This window comes from Prosthecodimorpha hirschii (assembly GCF_001305515.1).
Classification (GTDB): Bacteria; Pseudomonadota; Alphaproteobacteria; order Rhizobiales; family Ancalomicrobiaceae; genus Prosthecodimorpha; species Prosthecodimorpha hirschii.
In genome coordinates, this window is sequence record NZ_LJYW01000001.1 from 402,837 (window position 1) to 417,765 (window position 14,929).

The following is a 14,929-nucleotide window of genomic DNA, read 5'->3' on the forward strand; positions in this document are numbered from 1 at the left end:
GTGATCAGTGATTGGAGCGCGTGCGATGCTTCCCGATGAGTCGGTCCTTGGCCTCGTTGATTTTCGCCGCCAGGAAAGTCGAGCCGCCGTGATCGGGATGAACCGCCTTCATGAGGCGCCGATGCGCGTCTCGGATTTCGGTCTCGCCAACTCCGGGCTCAAGGCCAAGAATCTTGTAAGCCTCCTGCTCTGTCATCGCGCCCGCAGCCGCCGCGCCGCCATGCCCCGATGCCGTGTCGCCGTTCAGGTCTTCACGCCAGAAGGGATCCCGGCGATCCAGATAAGCCTCTAGCAGAGCACGGCTTTCCGGATCGGACCGGAGGTCCCGCCAGAGGTGCCGGAGGTCGTCGGCCGTTAGCCCGGCCAGATCGCGGCCGGCAAAGGGGCCGGCCAGCACCCGGCCGCGCAGATCCCCCGAATCGTGATCGAGTTCCATGTCCAGGATGGCCGTGCGCACCGACGACCGGCGTCCCGCTTCGGCCGCGTCGTCGTCGGCCGCAGCCGAGCCGGTGCGCGCCTGAAGCAGCTTCGGCAACAGCAGGCCGAGCCCGAACACGACCAGCGGGATGGCGACCAGATAGCGTCCCGTCATCAGCAAAAATCCGGAAAAAATCAGCAGTGTCAGACCGATGACCTGCTTGAAGCCGCGTGCCAGCAAGGTCGGATTGGCGTTCGCGAAGCTCTTCGCCATCAAGAGGAATGCGAGCAGGGCGGCGACGCCGAGGAAGATGGTGTTCATGATGCTCCACGGTCCCGACCGAGCGAACCGACGAGCAGGCGCGCCCCCTCGCCGCCGCGCTCTGCGGCGCGCGCCAGTGCGGGATAGCCTCCGCTGGCATAGGCTGCAACGGCCCTGAGCAACGAGGCCAGCCGACCGGCCGACCCGGCGTCGAAGCGGCAATGCGCGCCGCCGGTCAGACGGGCGATCTCCGCGAAGGCTTTCGCAGCGGCCGGATCGTCGCCCTCCTGGAACATGAAGGCCTTGACGCCGAGCAGGGCCAGGTCCCCGGCCCGGCCGGCCAACTCGTCGATATCCTCCTCGGCGGCATCGCCGACATGGACCAGAGCGGCCAAAGGCGCCTCGCGCGCCGTCGCGGCGGCATGGCCGAGGACGCGGCCGATCTGCGTGAAACCGCTGCGGCATTCGATGCCGCTCATCAGGCGTTTCAGCGCCGCCGCGTCGCCGACGAAGCGGCTCGACCGGCATTCGCCGATGCCCCGGAAATAGACCAGACTGACCAGCAGCCCGCCCTGCCCGACCGCCTCGTCGAACATGCCGGCCTGGAGTTCGGCCGCGCGGTCCCAGGTCGGCTGGCGGCTCATGGTCGCGTCGAGCGAAAAGACCAGCCGCCCGGCGCCGGCCCGCGGTGCCAGGCGTGCGGCTTCGGCAAGAAAGTCTTCGACCGCATGCGCACCCCGCGCCGATCGCTCGAGGCTTTCGCCGGCCCGCATTGTCGGGCGTCCGTCGCGGTCGTCGACCATGCCTGAATCTCTCCTCGCCGACGCCCGAACGCTCCGTGTCGCCGAAACGGCTCGGAGACGCGCCCTCTTTCAAAGTGGCATCGAGCCATGCCCCGGAAAAGCCCGATCTCGGGATTTTCCTCCGCGGCGCCGGTTCGCGGTGCGGGAGGCCGGGCGCGGAGTGATCGGACTGCCGCCACGAAGGGGAGAAGGCCTGCACTGCCCGGGCCGTGTTCCGGGCGCGTGACGACCCGCCGCCGCGGTTGCGACGTCGGGCACGCTCCGTCCCCCAGGACTCCGCCTCCGGTCCATGCGACCATGGCGCGCGAAGCCCCGACCGGTCGACGGACCCTAGTGGTGCGATCGAGACGGATGGTACCCATCCGCCTCGGGAATCCGAACCGCTCACTCTTTGACCGCGTGGTCGATTCAATCCGGCATTTGCGGGACGCAACTGGCAGATTTTGACCACCAGGATGACAAACAGAGACGCCTGAGGGAAACGCATGGAGACGAATACCGCCGCCGCCCACGCCGCGACCGGGCCGGCCATCGTTCGCACCGTCGCCGAACTGCGCGCCCGCGTCACCGGTTGGCGGCGCACCGGCGACCGCATCGCGATGGTGCCGACCATGGGCGCCCTGCATGACGGGCATCTGTCCCTGGTCCGGATCGGCTTCGAACGGGCCGAGCGAGTGGTCGTCTCGATCTTCGTCAATCCGACCCAGTTCGCCCCGCACGAGGATTTCCAGAGCTATCCGCGCACCGAGGTGCGCGACATGGAGCTTCTGGAACTGCTCGGCACCGATCTGGTCTTCGCGCCCTCGGCCGCCGAGATGTATCCGCCGGGCTTCGCGACCCGGATCGAGACGGCCGGTCCGGCGCTCGGCCTGGAATCGGATACGCGGCCGCACTTCTTCGGCGGCGTGGCGACCGTGGTGTCCAAACTGCTGATCGCCGCCAATCCCGACCTCGCCATCTTCGGCGAGAAGGACTACCAGCAACTCGCCGTGGTGCGCCGCATGGCGCGCGATCTCGGGCTGCCGGTCGAGATTGTCGGCGCGCCGACGGTGCGCGAGCCGGACGGCCTCGCCATGTCGTCGCGCAACGCCTATTTGAGCCCTGAGGAACGCGATATCGCGCCGGTCCTGCACGACGTGCTGATGCAGACGGCGGCGGCCTTGCGCGGCGGCGTGACCCCGGACCAGGCCCTCGACGACGGGCGCCGCGCCATTCTGGCGGCCGGATTCCGGGCACTGGATTACCTGGATTTGCGCGATGCCCAGACCCTGGAACCCGTGCCCGACGGGTCCGCGTCCGGCCGGCCGCTGCGCCTGCTGGTGGCCGCCTGGCTCGGCCGGACCCGCCTGATCGACAATTGCGCCGTTTGACGCCAGTCCCAAGACGGCTGGCCGCGCCGACGCGGCCGGTCTGCCGTCAGGGCTTCAGATTGCCGGAACGGCTGACCGCATCGACCCGGACATACCCGCCGACCCGGACCTCGGTCTCGCCGGTGCGGTAGACGGTGCGACCCTGGTCGTCCACCGAGGTGGTGGTCTCGGTCTTCGCCTTCGGCGTCTTGGCGGGAATGTCGAGCGCGGAGGGATTGGGCTTGCCGGCCGGCAACGGACGGGCCGTCGCGGTCACGGCCGGCTTCGCCGCGCTGCGGCAGGGATCTGCGGCGCCGGTGGCCGCGCTCGACGAGAAGGCCGGATTGTTGCGCGCGCCGACACATTCGGCGGCCGAGGCCGACGCGGTGGCGCCGAGGCTGGCCAGGACGGTGACGGTGATGAGCGCGAGCGTGCGAGCCATGATCGAAGTCCGAAAACCGGCCGCCGACCCGGCGACCCTGGAGACGCGATCCTAGCGCGGCGAACCGGCTTGAGGAAGTCGCACCGCGTCGCCCTGGTCAGCGGCCCGAAAGGGACCCACTCACAGCAGGCCCAGCACGGCCAGTTCCTTGACGAATTCCGGCGGCAGATCGCGGGCGCCGGCCGAGCGCAGATCCGCCGGCGCCTCCTTCGGATCGAGATAGCGCCAGCCCTGGAACGGCCGGAAGCGGCGGGGTTCGACCTGAACGAAGGCGCCGGTCAGCACGATGTCGCAATGCGGCACGCCATTCTCGTCGGTCACCTGGCGGAGGTCGACGATCGGTTCGCGCAGCATGATGCTGCCCTTGATCACCCAATAGAGCGAGCCGCCCTCCAGGATCTCGTCGCGGCGCTTCGGCATCTGGCGCGTGCGATGGATATGGACCGGCTCCTGGCCGAGCCGCCGCTTCTCGGCCAGCCGCTCGTCCACCCAGTCGGTGAGGTCGCGCACGCTGTCGCAACCGACGCAGAGCTTCAAGAGGTTGAGGGTCATGGGCCGACGAAACGCCGTCGGTCCGCCGCCGTCAACCGCACCCCCGGCACTTGTCCACCCGAATTCGTTCCGCCGGCGGCGACGGGTTCAGCCGGGGATGCGCCAGCGTCGGGTCAGCCTTTCGCTCACCCGTTCGGGGCGGCCGTACCGGGCCAGGATGTCGGCGACGAGATCGTCGATGGCGGCCGATTCGGGCGCCGGGCCGTTCCATTCGTTCGAGCCGGCCGATGCTGCGCGCTCGCCGGCGAAAACCTCCGCGAAGGAGCGTCCCCAGAAACGACGCGCGAAGGCGTCGTCCGCGTCGGCGAAACGGGCCTCGATTCGGGCGGCGAGATCGGCAGCAAGGCCCGAGAAACGGCTGCGGTTCCATCCGGCGGCCTCGGCGGCGGTTTCCAGCGCTGCCCGCGCCGGGCCGTCGCAACGCCCGAGGCGCCGACGCCCCGATTGCGCGGCGAGCCGCCGGAACGCCTCGATGGTCGCGGGTCCCGGCGTCACGTTGAGCCGCGGTGCGGGACCGGCATCGGGCGGCGCGGCGAGACCCGCCGCCGCGAGCAGGCGCGGACCGATGCCCCCGGAAAGCTCAGACGCCGTGAGAGGAATCGCCGCAAAGTCCATGTCCTTGCGATCGGACCATGGCTTGAACCGTCGTGGATACTCGAACCGTGGATGGCCTTCCATCCGCACCGAGAAGGGGCCGAAGCGCTCGGCCGTGAACAGGCGGCGGACATGCTGCGCATAGACCGCGTTGAGGTAGCCGGGCCGCGGGCGGACGACGGCCAGGGCGAGCGGTCGGAAGCCATGCCGTGCGGCAATGGCGGCGATCAGTCCGGGGACGTCGGCCGGCTCAGGGGCGCCCTCGAACTGCTCGGCGGACAGGATCACCGCATCGGCCGGCGTCCCGGCGAGCACGTGGCTGAGCCGCTCGATCTCCTTCTGCCGCGCGGCCTGGCCGAGCGTGCCTTCAAGCCCGAGTGCGAGCCGGCGATGGCCGGAATCCGCTTGCGCCAGAGCCGGATAGTCGATCCCCACGGCCGCCAGACGGGACCGTTCGCCAGCCAGCCACGCCTGCAGGCTGGTCGATGCCGCTTTCGGCGTCCCGATGTGGACGATCAATCGCCGCACCGCCGCCATCCTTTCGACGCCCCGGCGCCGCCTCGATGAACCCCAGCCAACATCTTGATTCCGTGTGCATTCATTTTGGCGGGACGATACTTGTCCCCATCCCGCGAACCCTCACCGAGGTCAAGGTCGTGACGAAGCGCCAGTCCCCGGCGCTCCTGTCGCCCCAAGCGACGGCAGCGCCGCCTGCGCGAAGCCCATCCCCGCCCCACCTGCCCCGCGTCCGAACCGGCGGTGCCCGCTGCACGGCAACGTCGAACCGCGAACCGCCCGATCCATAACACGCCTTCGAAGCCTCGGCTCGCTCTCGGCAGCGGGCCGAACCGGACCGCCCCGGCGGCTCCGCAGAGTCCGTTGCGTCCGGACAGCTCGTCCGGAGGCAACCCGCTACGGCCCGCACGATCCCGTGCGGCCGAACCCGTCCCCGAATCGAGGACACCATGCGTCCCCTCATCGCATCCGCTGCCGCCCTTCTGCTTTCCACCGCTCTCGCCGGCGTCGCCCAGGCCGCCTCCGGCACCGCGACGGCCGGAGATGCCGCCCGACTGACGACGGTTGCCGATACCGCCGGCGCCGACGAGGACCTGATCCCGCCGGCCGGCGCGGTCCAGGACAACGGCGAAGAGGCTCCCGCTGCCACCGACTCGGCGTCGGGCGAGGCGGACGGAGCGACCGCGAGCGGCAGTGCGTCGACGCTGCTCCAGGCCCAGTATGGCGGCGGCTACGGACAGACCTACGAATCCCAGGGCGGCTATGGCGGCTCCCAGGGCAGCTATGGCGGCGGCCAGGGTTATGGCGGCGGCTACGGCCAAGGCGGTTCCTACGGCGGTGGCTATGGCGGCGGGTATGGCGGTGGCTATGGCCAGGGTTACGGCCAGAGCTATGGCGGCAACGGGTACGTCGTCCGCCCGCCCGTCTATGGCGGGCAGGTCTATGTGGTTCGCCCGCCGCACCACCATCACCGCCCGTACTGGAACGGCGGATATGTCTGGCAGCCCTGGGTCTACCGCCCTCATGCCGGCCACCATCCGCACTGGCAGCATCCGGGCGGGCATCGCCTCTATGTGCAGTGACCCGACGGCCCGCCCCTGCGCTTCGGCCTGACGCCCTGCCTTCGATCTGACGATCAGCCGCCGGCCCGGTTCGCCCGGGTCGGCGGCGGCATGCCATTCGGGAGCGTCAGACCGGCTCGATCTCGTCGGAGGGCACGATCCAGGTCTCCTTGCGGGCGGCGGCAAGCCAGGATTCGAAGGCCGGCAAGGTCAGCACGGCGTCCATGTAGGCGCGGATATCCGGCTCGACCGGCCAGTTGTAGCCGTTGAAGCGGATCACCACCGGCGCATACATGGCATCGGCTGCCGAGAAGGCGCCGAACAGGAACGGCCCGGCGGCCCCGTGCCGGCGACGCGCGTCGCGCCACAGTTCGACGATGCGGACCGCGTTCTCGGACGCCTCGCGACCGAAGTCGCGCCAGGCGAAATCCCGCCGCAGGTTCATCGGGCAGGCCTTGCGCAAGCCCTGGAAGCCGGCATGCATCTCGTTGGAGATCGACCGCGCCAGCGCGCGCGCCTCCCGGTCGCGCGGCCAGATGGCGTGATCCGGGAAGGTCTCGGCGAGATATTCGATGATCGCGAGCGATTCCCAGACATGCAGGTCGCCGTCGATCAGGCAGGGCACGCGGCCGCTCGGCGAATGCTCCAGGATGCGGGCATGGGTGTCCGGCTGATCGAGCGGGATGACGATCTCCTCGAACAGAATGCCGAAATGTGCCGCGACCAGCCACGGGCGCAGGGACCAGGACGAATAGAGCTTGTTGGCGATGACGAGCCGCATGGGCCGGATCCCTCCGTGTTGCGATGGACAGCAGGCAATCACGGCGGGCAGGCGCGGTCCAACGCGAATGCTTGAACCCGCCCTTCAACCGGACTGATGATTTCGGAAGTCGGATCGAACCGTCCCGCCCCGGCAAGGTCAGGCGACCGGCTTGCCCGCCTTCTTCCAGGCCGAGAATCCGCCCGCCACATGAGCGACCGGCTTCAGACCCATATCCTGCGCCGCCTTGGCGGCCAGCGCCGACCGCCAACCGCCGCCGCAGAAGAAGACGAAGCGCTTGTCCTCGGCGAAGACCGGCTTGTGATAGGGGCTCTCCGGATCGATCCAGAACTCGAGCATCCCGCGAGGGCAATGGAAGGCACCCGGCATGCGACCCTCCCGTTCCAGTTCGCGCGGGTCGCGCAGGTCCACGAAAACGGTATCGTCGCGACCGGACAGATCCGCCGCCGCCTCGACCGACAGGGTCTCGATCTCACGTTCGGCCGCCTCGACCAGGGCCCTACATCCGGTCGTAATGGTCTGTGGCACGGGCGAAATCTCCGCGTTGATGGGTCGCTCGGGACAGGTAGCGTTCCGGGCCGGCTCGACAAGGTGCGCCGGCGGCCCTATCACCATCGGCCCGACCTCACAGGAGACGCCCATGCCGGCCGCGGATCGCTCGAACCACCTCGTCTCGACGGAATGGCTCGCAGACCATCTCGAGGCGCCGGACGTCGTGGTGGTCGACGCCTCCTGGTATCTGCCGACGATGGAGCGCGACGGCGCGGCCGAGTATCGCGCCGCCCACATTCCGGGCGCGGTGCATTTCGACCTGGACGCCGTCAAGGACGAGAGCAACCCGCTACCGCATATGCTGCCGAGCCCGGAGGTCTTCTCCTCCGCCGTGCGCCGGCTCGGCATCGGCGACGGCATGCGCATCGTCGTCTATGACGGCCTCGGCCTGTTCGCCGCGCCGCGGGTTTGGTGGACCTTCCGCATCTTCGGGGCGCGCGACGTGGTCATCCTCGACGGCGGCCTGCCGAAGTGGAAGACCGAGGGCCGCCTGCTGACCGACGAACCGACCCGGCGCCAGCCGGCCCATTTCACCGCCCGCTTCGACCACGGCATGGTCCGCGACCTGGAGGACGTGCGCCGCGCGCTCGCCGCCGGCTCGCATCAGGTCGTCGACGCACGCCCGGCCGCCCGCTTCGCCGGCGAGGCACCCGAGCCGCGTCCGGGTCTGCGGTCCGGCCACATGCCCGGCGCCCTGAACGTGCCCTATGCCAACCTGGTCGTCGACGGCCGTCTGGCCGAACCGGCCGCCATCGCCGCGGCCTTTTCTGCGGGCGGCGTCGATCTCGACCGGCCGATCGTGACGACCTGCGGATCGGGCGTCTCCGCCGCCGTGCTCTGGCTCGCCCTGGAGACGCTCGGCCACAACCGGCTCGGCCTCTATGACGGCTCGTGGTCCGAATGGGGCGGCCATTCGGAGACCGAAGTCGTCACCGGCCCGGCCTGAGGCGCATCCCGAGGAACGGTCGGCCTCAGACCGCAATGCCGAAGCGCCGCAGGCAGGCACGCGCCAATTCTGCGGTCGGATCGATCAGGACCATGTCGGGCGAGGCCAGGCCCTCCGCCGCCAGCGGCAGCTCCGTACAGGCGAGCAGTCCCGCCTTGACGCCGGCCGCCGCGGCGGCTTCGACCACGTCGGACATGACCGTCCGGGCGCCGACGAGGTCGCCGGCCTTGACCCGGGCGATGACCGTGTCGACCTCCGCCTGGGCGGCGATGTCGAAGGCCGTGCAGACCGAATAGCCGGCCGCGGCGAGCTTGCGCTGGTAGAAGCCGGATTGCAGCGTCCCACGCGTCGCCAGGATCATGACCGGCCCGGCGACGCGATGGACCGCCAGTTCCGCGATCGCGCAATCGGCAATGTGCAGCAGGGTCGAGCGCGCCGATCCGGTCAGTTCGTCGTACCAGTGATGGGCCGTGTTGCAGACGATGGCGATCGCCTCGACGCCGAGGCCGTCGAGCGTCTCGACGGCCTGCCTCAGAGCCGGCAGCGGCGCATCGGTCTCGGCAAGGATGGCGCCGGACCGGTCCGGGATCTGCGGCAGGCTGAGCAGGACCAGCGGCAGGTGCTCCGCATCCTCGCGGGCCGGCGTCAGTTCCACGATCTTGCGATAGAAGTCCGCCGATGCCATCGGCCCGAGCCCGCCGATCACACCGAGCCTGGGACGCACCGGCATCGACATCACGCCGCCGGGCGCGAGACCAGATCGAAGTCCAGATCCTCGATCGGGTCGGCACGGGGATCGAGCGGCGACACCGCAGCCGTGGCGGCCGTGATGGTCGAAACCAGGGTCAGGGTCCGGAACGTGTCGGACACCGCCTCGACGGCGATGAACAGGACGAAGGCGGCCTCGAACGGGATCGCGAAGTAGCCGCACAGGATCGACATCTGCGAGATGATCACGATCCCCGACATGCCCGCCGTGGTCAGGCCGAGCAGGACGGAGGAGAGGCCGAGCAGGACCAGTTCCTCCGGACGCAGGTCCCGGCCATAGAGCTGGGCGATGAACAGCGTGCCGATGACATAGACCATGATCGGCCCGGCGCGCAGCAGCGCGGTCTGCAACGGCACCATCAGCTCGACCACGGTGCGCCGGAACTGCAGCCGCTCCGAGAGAAGTTCGATCATGACCGGAATGCACGCGACACTGGAGCGCGTGGCGATCGCCATCATGAAAACGTTCTGATGCTCGCGGAAGACACGCCAGATCGACATGCCGGTGGCGAACGAGACGATGATCAGGGACGCGCTGACGAAGACCAGCGTCGCGATGCCCATCACACGCAGATAGTCGAGCATCACAAGAAGCGATTGCGGGCCCAGATTCGAAACCTGCTCGGCGATCATCGCAAAGGACGCGAAGGGCAGGAGCACGTTGAACCAGCGGGTCAGGACGATGCAGGCTCGGTAGACCGTGTCGAGCGCATCGGCAAGACTGGCCGAAACGGTATGCGGCACATGCCCTACGGCGATCCCGAACAGGATCGAAAACAACAGAACCTTCAGCGTGTCGCCGCTGGCGAGCGCGTTGAAGATGTTGCTCGGCACCAACTCGACGACATATGCGAAGGGGCTATGCGCATCCGGCGCCTTCGAGGGTTCCGCTAGCGTCATCTGCAGGTCGGTGGCGACGCCGTTGTCGCGGGCGACCAGCTTGCCGAACTCCAGACGCGTCTGCTGGTCCTGAATCTCGCCCGGCTTCAAGGTCAGCGCCAGCGTGCCGCCGACCGCCACCGACATGAACGACACCAGCAGGATCGCGGCCACGATCCGGAGCAGATATTTTGACGAACCCGGGTCCCGGATCAGGGCACGGACCGAGAAGATGATCGACGAGACGATGAACGGCAGCACGACCATCTTGAGCAGGCTCAGATAGGTCTGTCCGAGCGGCGCCAGATCGCGGGACAGATCGGGATACTTGATCCCGAACAGGACGCCGCCACCAATGAAGGCGAATACCGACACCGGCGATTGCAGGATCGAAACGATCCGATCGGTCTTCATGTCCGGTTCCTCGGATGGTCTCTGCAGGTTAGGCCGGCTTCTCGGCGAGCTTGTAGTGTCGGAGGATCTCGTCGGCCGACAGGGCGTTGGAGCGGTCGGTCAGCGCCAGAAAGGTGTCGACATAGGCGGCGAGATGCGAGGCACCGGGCGCGATGCCGATCCCGATCGTGTCGGTCAGATCGGTCAGCGTCACCGAACGGGCGACGAGCGTCAGCGACGGATCGTCGAGCAGTACACGCTTGATCTCGAACTCGTCGCGATAGGCGGCATCGACATCGCCGCTGCGCACGCCGTCCAGCACATGGCCCCAGGACGCGAACTCGACCAGCTTCGCATTCGGGAAATTGCGTCGGGCGAACTCGGCGAAGGACGATTTCGCAATGACGCCCATTCGGCCGTCGAATTTGCGGATAACAGTCTCAATTTTGCGCGTGCCTAGCAAAGCGGCAAAACGAACGCGATTGGCGATCAATCCGTGGCTCAACCGCGCGTAAGGCTGCGAATAGCGGATCACCCGCGCGCGGTTCAGGGTACGGCTCAGTTTGCATACAGCGAGGTCGGCCTCACCTCGGATGATGACATCTACGGCATCGTTGAAGCTTGCCGGACGACGATCGAGTTCGAGTTCAACCCCGAGCGCGGTCGCCATTGCCGAAGCAAGATCGATGTCGATTCCGGCCGGTGTTCCATCTCGTCTGTAGAAAAACGGAGGCGACTCGAACGAAGGAACGACGACGCGGAGCTTTCCTCTGGATATCAGCTTCGCAAGGTCAGTTTCGTCTTGAGTCAACGCTTGCCCCGGCACCGTTGCCGTTGATGCCAGCGCGATCCCAAACGGCGCTGCCAGAAAAAGCCGACGTGTCGGTCCGCGAGACAAGGCAGAGTACTCGTTTGTTCAATGGTAAACGTTTCATACACAGGCGCCCTGTCGCATGCAACGGCCAAACCGGAACTTTTGCAGACTGTTACCGACGTCGCGCCGCCGGCATTCTTGAATGTGAAGGCCACCTTTCGTGCCGGGCGCGAGGCTCCTTGCGGATCGGTCAGGAACCCGGCGCCCATGACGGCGCGCATCAACGGAATGCCGGCATCACCGACGCGAGACGCGGCTGGCCCTGCCCCCTCGGCCGCGCAACAGGCGGATCGGGCGCGCCAAGGATCGAGGCCACGGCCTATGCAAGGCCCGACCGGGCATGTCGCCCGGCGCCTGCGCGTTCGGAGGCATTCATTGTGATGTTGTGGCGTTCGGCCGACGACGGCCGCTCATGCGGCCCGGCCCTCACGTGAGGCTGCGGCCTTCGCATCATGGGCCGCGTCCGGCACGGCACGGCAGCGCATCGAGCGCATCGACAGCCGCGGGGGATTCCAAGCTGAAGCAAGGCCCGGGAAGGCGGCCGGGGACCGTCCTTCCCGGGATGTCGTCGTTCGATCAGTGCAGGATCTGGCTCAGGAACAGCTTGGTCCGCTCATGCTGCGGATTGCCGAAGAAGGCTTCCGGCTCGTTCTGTTCGATGATCTGGCCGGCATCCATGAAGATGACCCGGTTGGCGACCTGGCGGGCGAAGCCCATCTCGTGGGTCACGCACAGCATGGTCATGCCGGATTCGGCAAGGCTGATCATGACTTCGAGCACTTCCTTGACCATTTCCGGGTCGAGCGCCGAGGTGGGTTCGTCGAACAGCATGATCTTGGGGTTCATGCACAGCGACCGGGCGATCGCGACACGCTGCTGCTGGCCGCCCGAGAGCTGTCCCGGATACTTGTTCGCCTGCTCGGGGATGCGCACCCGCTTCAGGTAGTGCATCGCCACCTCCTCGGCTTCCTTCTTGGGCATCTTCTTGACCCAGATCGGCGCGAGGGTGCAGTTCTCCAGGATGGTCAGGTGCGGGAACAGGTTGAAGTGCTGGAAGACCATGCCGACATCGCGCCGCACCTCGTCGATCTTCTTCAGATCGTTGGTCAGTTCGATGCCGTCGACGACGATCTGGCCCTTCTGGTGTTCCTCCAGGCGGTTGATGCAGCGGATCATGGTCGACTTGCCGGAGCCGGACGGGCCGCAGATGACGATCCGCTCGCCCTTCATCACGGTCAGATTGATGTCCTTGAGGACATGGAAATCGCCGTACCACTTGTTGACGCCGGCAAGCTTCACGGCGGTCTCGTCGGAGACCTTCATCTTGGACCGGTCGGCCTTGAGCTCGATCGCGGAGACGGTGTTGTCGGACATGGCGGAAGCTCCGTTCAGCGTTTGTGGCCGGTGTTGAGGCGGTTTTCCATGAACATCGAATACCGGCTCATGCCGAAGCAAAAGACCCAGTAGAAGACGGCGGCGACGAGGTAGCCGGTCATGGCGGTTGTCGGGGCGGCCCAGGCCGAATCGGTCCGGGTGAAATTGATCATGCCGAGCAGGTCGAAGATCGACACGATCGACACCAGGGTGGTGTCCTTGAACAGGCCGATGAAGGTGTTGACGATCCCCGGGATGACCAGCTTCAGCGCCTGCGGCATCACGACGAGGCCCATCATGCGCCAGTAGCTGAGGCCGAGCGCCATGGCGCCCTCATACTGGCCTTTCGGGATCGCCTGCAGGCCGCCGCGCACCACCTCCGCCATATACGCGGCGGAGAACAGCGAGACGCCGATCAGGGCGCGCAGCAGCTTGTCGACGTCGACGCCGGCCGGCATGAACAGCGGCAGCATGTTCGAGGCCATGAACAGCACGGTGATCAGCGGGACGCCGCGCCAGAACTCGATGAAGATGGTCGAGAGTAGCCGGATCACCGGCATCTTCGACCGTCGTCCGAGCGCCAGCAGGACGCCGAGCGGCAGCGACATGACGATGCCGGTGACCGCCACCACGAGGCTGACCAGCACGCCGCCCCACAGCGCCGTTTCGACATGGGGCAGACCGAACCAGCCGCCGACCAGCATCGAGAAGGCGAAGACCGGGAAGATCAAGAAGAACAGGATCACGTTCAGCCGCTTCAGCGGCGCCGCCGGGATCATCAGCGGCACCAGCAGCACCACGAAGACCAGACCGGTCAGGTCGACCCGCCAGCGCTCCGCGATCGGATAGCGGCCGTAGACGAACAGTTTCCAGTAAGCCTGCACATAGGGCCAGCAGGCGCCGACATCGGGCGACTTGCGGCAGTCCTCGCCGCTTGTGCCGACGAAGACGGCGCGCACGATGGCGAAATCGACCACCTGCCAGATGAGCCAGGCGGCAAGGAAGAACCCCACGGCCGTCAGGAGGATGTTGCCGGGGGTCGAGAAGAGGTTCTTCTTCAACCAGCCCTGCATGCCGACCATGCTCGGCGGCGGCGGCTCGGCCTGGACCATTTCGTGGCGCACGAAGGCGATCGGTGCGGTATCGGAGGCTGATGTCATGGTCATCGCTCAGCGCTCCCGTATCGCCATCTTGGCATTGTACCAGTTCATGAAGGCGGATGTGGTCAGGCTGGTGCCGAGATAGATGACCATCCAGATGGCGATCACCTCGACGGCCTGTCCGGTCTGGTTCAGCACCGTGCCGCCGGTGGAGACCAGGTCGGGATAGCCGACCGCGACCGCGAGCGAGGAGTTCTTGGTCAGGTTCAGATACTGGCTGGTCAGCGGCGGGATGATCACGCGCAGCGCCTGCGGCACGACGACGAGGCGAAGGATGTTGTTCGGCTTCAGGCCGAGCGAAGACGCTGCCTCGGTCTGGCCATGACTGACCGCCAGGATGCCGGCGCGGACGATCTCGGCGATGAAGGCGCCGGTATAGAAGGCGAGCGCCATCAGAAGCGCCATGAATTCCGGGATCACCCGGGTGCCGCCGGTGATGTTGAAGGTCGACTTGGCCGGCGCCGTCAGCGTGATGCCGGCACCCGTCGCCAGATAGGCGACGACCGGAAACGCGATCAGGACGGCGAGCGAAATCAGGAAGACAGGGGCTTGGGTGCCGGTGCGCTCCTGCAGCTTGCGGAACACGCTGCGCAGCACCAAGATCGCCACGATCGCGGCCAGCACCGCATAGAACATCGCGTCCGCGGTCAGCTTGGTCATCGTGACCTGCGGCATGATCAGGCCGCGATTGTTCAGGAAGATCCAGCCCGGGATCGGCTGGATGGAGTCGCGCGGACCCGGGAGGACGCGCAGAACGCCGAAGTACCAGAAGAAGATCTGGAGCAGCAGCGGCACGTTGCGCACGATCTCGACATAGCTGGTGGCGAGCTTGCGCACGACATAGTTGGACGAGAGCCGCGCCACGCCGCCGATGAAGCCGAAGATGGTGGCCAGGATCACGCCGAGCACGGCGACCAGGACGGTGTTGACGAGACCGACCAGGATGGCGCGGCCGTAATCCGCGTCCTGAGGATAGCTGATCAGGGATTGCGCGATATCGAAGCCGGCGGTCGTCGAGAGGAATCCGAACCCCTGGGCGATGTTCCGGCTCTGCAGATTGACGGCGGTATTGTGGATGATGCCCCAGGTCAGGAAGACCACAAAAGCAAGGGTCAATCCCTGGAAGATGCGACCACGCACGACTGGATCATTATACCAAACGACCTTGGCTTCGCCCGCTGCGGGCCCATCCGCTAATGCCATCGC

The 14,929-nt window shown here is 67.2% G+C and carries 16 protein-coding genes; 3 read left to right on the plus strand and 13 right to left on the minus strand.

Going from position 1 to position 14,929, the window contains the following annotated elements; translation table 11 throughout:
* Positions 1-4 precede the first annotated feature (4 nt).
* Positions 5-739, minus strand: a complete 735-nt coding sequence (locus ABB55_RS01650; protein ID WP_054357246.1) for a DnaJ domain-containing protein — start codon at positions 737-739, stop codon at positions 5-7.
* Complete coding sequence (locus ABB55_RS01655; protein ID WP_083463270.1) at positions 736-1,482, minus strand: hypothetical protein; 747 nt, start codon at positions 1,480-1,482, stop codon at positions 736-738. The genes ABB55_RS01650 and ABB55_RS01655 overlap by 4 nt, the downstream gene beginning before the upstream one ends.
* A 485-nt stretch (positions 1,483-1,967) precedes the next feature.
* Here ABB55_RS01655 and panC point away from each other — a divergent pair, with 485 nt between their 5' ends.
* Positions 1,968-2,852, plus strand: a complete 885-nt coding sequence (gene panC / locus ABB55_RS01660) for a pantoate--beta-alanine ligase (protein WP_054357247.1) — start codon at positions 1,968-1,970, stop codon at positions 2,850-2,852.
* 46 nt (positions 2,853-2,898) lie between these two features.
* Here the strand turns inward: panC and ABB55_RS01665 are convergent, their stop codons facing one another.
* The 3 genes from ABB55_RS01665 to ABB55_RS01675 all read right to left on the minus strand — a co-directional run bounded on the left by ABB55_RS01665 (position 2,899) and on the right by ABB55_RS01675 (position 4,947).
* Entirely contained in the window at positions 2,899-3,273 is a 375-nt protein-coding gene (locus ABB55_RS01665; RefSeq protein WP_054357248.1) for a hypothetical protein, read from the minus strand.
* 120 nt (positions 3,274-3,393) lie between these two features.
* Complete coding sequence (locus tag ABB55_RS01670; protein WP_054357249.1) at positions 3,394-3,825, minus strand: DUF1489 family protein; 432 nt, start codon at positions 3,823-3,825, stop codon at positions 3,394-3,396.
* An 87-nt stretch (positions 3,826-3,912) separates the two neighbouring features.
* On the minus strand, positions 3,913-4,947 hold the full coding sequence (locus ABB55_RS01675; RefSeq protein WP_152981889.1) for a hypothetical protein: 1,035 nt from the start codon (positions 4,945-4,947) through the stop codon (positions 3,913-3,915).
* Between the two features lie 437 nt (positions 4,948-5,384).
* Between ABB55_RS01675 and ABB55_RS29485 the strand changes: the two genes are divergently transcribed.
* The gene (locus ABB55_RS29485) at positions 5,385-6,017 is read left to right on the plus strand and encodes a hypothetical protein (protein WP_152981890.1); all 633 of its coding nucleotides are present in this window, start codon (positions 5,385-5,387) and stop codon (positions 6,015-6,017) included.
* A 106-nt stretch (positions 6,018-6,123) separates the two neighbouring features.
* On the opposite strand, the gene ABB55_RS01685 is transcribed toward ABB55_RS29485, so the two are convergent.
* Both ABB55_RS01685 and ABB55_RS01690 read right to left on the minus strand, forming a co-directional pair.
* Positions 6,124-6,777 carry a glutathione S-transferase family protein gene (locus ABB55_RS01685; RefSeq protein ID WP_054357251.1) on the minus strand — a complete coding sequence of 218 codons (654 nt, stop codon included), beginning with the start codon at positions 6,775-6,777 and terminating at the stop codon, positions 6,124-6,126.
* A 138-nt stretch (positions 6,778-6,915) separates the two neighbouring features.
* Entirely contained in the window at positions 6,916-7,305 is a 390-nt protein-coding gene (locus tag ABB55_RS01690) for a rhodanese-like domain-containing protein (RefSeq protein WP_054357252.1), read from the minus strand.
* A 112-nt stretch (positions 7,306-7,417) separates the two neighbouring features.
* Here ABB55_RS01690 and sseA point away from each other — a divergent pair, with 112 nt between their 5' ends.
* Positions 7,418-8,275 carry a 3-mercaptopyruvate sulfurtransferase gene (gene sseA / locus ABB55_RS01695; RefSeq protein ID WP_054357253.1) on the plus strand — a complete coding sequence of 286 codons (858 nt, stop codon included), beginning with the start codon at positions 7,418-7,420 and terminating at the stop codon, positions 8,273-8,275.
* Positions 8,276-8,300: 25 nt separating this feature from the next.
* Here sseA and cuyB read toward each other — a convergent pair whose 3' ends face one another.
* The 6 genes from cuyB to ABB55_RS01725 all read right to left on the minus strand — a co-directional run bounded on the left by cuyB (position 8,301) and on the right by ABB55_RS01725 (position 14,926).
* Complete coding sequence (cuyB, locus tag ABB55_RS01700; RefSeq protein ID WP_160321138.1) at positions 8,301-9,005, minus strand: cysteate racemase; 705 nt, start codon at positions 9,003-9,005, stop codon at positions 8,301-8,303.
* Between the two features lie 5 nt (positions 9,006-9,010).
* Positions 9,011-10,336, minus strand: coding sequence for a dicarboxylate/amino acid:cation symporter (locus ABB55_RS01705; protein WP_054357255.1), 1,326 nt, complete (start codon positions 10,334-10,336; stop codon positions 9,011-9,013).
* A 28-nt stretch (positions 10,337-10,364) separates the two neighbouring features.
* Positions 10,365-11,213 (minus strand): substrate-binding periplasmic protein, encoded by an 849-nt coding sequence (locus ABB55_RS28640; RefSeq protein WP_083463271.1) that lies wholly within the window; start codon positions 11,211-11,213, stop codon positions 10,365-10,367.
* A 552-nt stretch (positions 11,214-11,765) separates the two neighbouring features.
* Complete coding sequence (locus ABB55_RS01715; protein WP_054357257.1) at positions 11,766-12,563, minus strand: amino acid ABC transporter ATP-binding protein; 798 nt, start codon at positions 12,561-12,563, stop codon at positions 11,766-11,768.
* A 14-nt stretch (positions 12,564-12,577) separates the two neighbouring features.
* Positions 12,578-13,729 (minus strand): amino acid ABC transporter permease, encoded by a 1,152-nt coding sequence (locus tag ABB55_RS01720; protein WP_054357258.1) that lies wholly within the window; start codon positions 13,727-13,729, stop codon positions 12,578-12,580.
* A 3-nt stretch (positions 13,730-13,732) separates the two neighbouring features.
* Complete coding sequence (locus ABB55_RS01725) at positions 13,733-14,926, minus strand: amino acid ABC transporter permease (protein WP_054357259.1); 1,194 nt, start codon at positions 14,924-14,926, stop codon at positions 13,733-13,735.
* Positions 14,927-14,929: the final 3 nt, after the last annotated feature.